Here is a 1858-nt window from a genome sequence, read left to right on the forward strand (position 1 = left end):
AGGATTTATACTTCTGCATATCAAGCAAAATTAAACAAAATACCGGGTATTAATTCCTCTTTAGCATTTAATGATTTAGTGACGATTAGGCAATTTATTACAAGTCATGCTATTTTTTGCTTTTTTTTGATTTACCTTGGTTTCCTATTTACCTTCTTGTTATCGCATTATTTAATCCATGGTTAGGATTATTTGCATTATGTGGTGCACTCATTTTATTTTCTTTAGCAATTCTTAATGAATATTTATCTCGTTCATCATTAAAAAAAGCCAATGAGTTTGCTAATCAAGCACAGATAATACAAGGTCATCATTTTGAACATCCACAGCCTATTGAAGCAATGGGAATGCTAGGTTATTTACGTAACCAATGGCAAACAGCTCACTTTAAATATCTACAAGCACAAACTCATGCAAGTGATAATGCAGCAGGTGTCAATGCAATAACAAAAGTCACCCGAATGGCGCTACAATCTTTAATGCTAGGATTAGGCGGATGGCTAGCAATAGATAATACCATTAGCCCAGGAATGATGATCGCAGGATCAATATTATTAGGTCGCGCTCTAGCGCCGATTGAACAAGTTATTGGTGTATGGAAAAACTGGGATAGCAGTAAAGAAGCTTATAAAAGGTTAACCACACTATTACAAGCGTATCCTGAAGAAAATAAAAAAAATGTCACTACCTGTTCCTAAAGGCGAATTAACAGTAAATATTAATCAAGCTCAATATCCTCAAACGGAACGCACATTATTAAATAATATTCATTTTTCACTAAGTCCTGGGGATGTACTTGGTATTATTGGCCCTAGTGCTTCAGGTAAATCCTCTTTAGCTAAATTTATTGTGGGTATATGGGAAGTTAAAACAGGTGCTATACGTCTTGATAATGCAGATATATACCAATGGAATAAAAGTGAAGTTGGTCAATATATTGGGTACCTTCCTCAAGAAATCGCCCTTTTCCCAGGTACAATTGCCGAAAATATTGCTCGCTTTTCTGAAATAGATCCTCAAAAAGTCACTCAAGCAGCAATGATGGCAAATGTTCATGAAATGATTTTACGTTTTCCTGATGGTTATGAAACCATTATTGGCGCTCATGGTGAAGGATTGTCAGGAGGACAGCGCCAACGTATTGCGTTAGCTCGTGCATTATATGGTGATCCTGCTCTCATCGTTTTAGATGAACCAAATTCTAATTTGGATGATTTAGGCATTAAAGCTTTAATGCAAGCCATTCAGACACTTAAGCAGAATAAAAAAAACCGTTATATTGATCACGCATCAAAAACAACTACTCTCAGTAACCAATAAACTCTTAGTTCTTTTCGAGGGTCACACCAAATTATTTGGCTCTACAACAGCAGTGATCGCTGAGTTAAATAACTCATCGGTAATAAAGAGTACGCCAACACCAACACCGATTAGTCAAAGCAATATTTAATATTGAGAAAATTATTATGATCACAAAAAAAAAATGAAATCGATATTGTTCATGGTATTTCAGATGATCCTAGAAAATTCTTAATAATAGGATGGTCAGTTATTTTTTTAGGTCTTGCTATTTTTATTTTTTGGGCGGCATTTGCGCCTTTAGATAAAGGTGTATCTGCGAAAGGAAATGTTTCAATTTCAGGTAATAAAAAGAGTGTTCAAGCTTCAGTAGAAGGTATTATTACTGATATTTTAGTGAAGAATGGTGATAGCGTAATCGAAGGTCAACCCCTTATTCAATTAAGTCCTATCCAATCAAAAGCCTTAGTAAAATCCTTATCAGAACAATATGATAATTTACTGATTACTCAACAACGCTTATATGCTCAATTAAATGAAAAAACAGAATTTATCTTAG

The 1858-nt window shown here is 34.4% G+C and carries 1 pseudogene; it reads left to right on the forward strand.

The features are described 5' to 3' along the window. Nucleotides 1-1450 (forward strand): annotated as a pseudogene (locus BHE89_RS27510) (type I secretion system permease/ATPase); the annotation flags it as partial. Nucleotides 1451-1858: the final 408 nt, after the last annotated feature.

The sequence above is a fragment of the Shigella sp. FC1967 genome (assembly GCF_001743005.1).
GTDB lineage: Bacteria > Pseudomonadota > Gammaproteobacteria > Enterobacterales > Enterobacteriaceae > Proteus.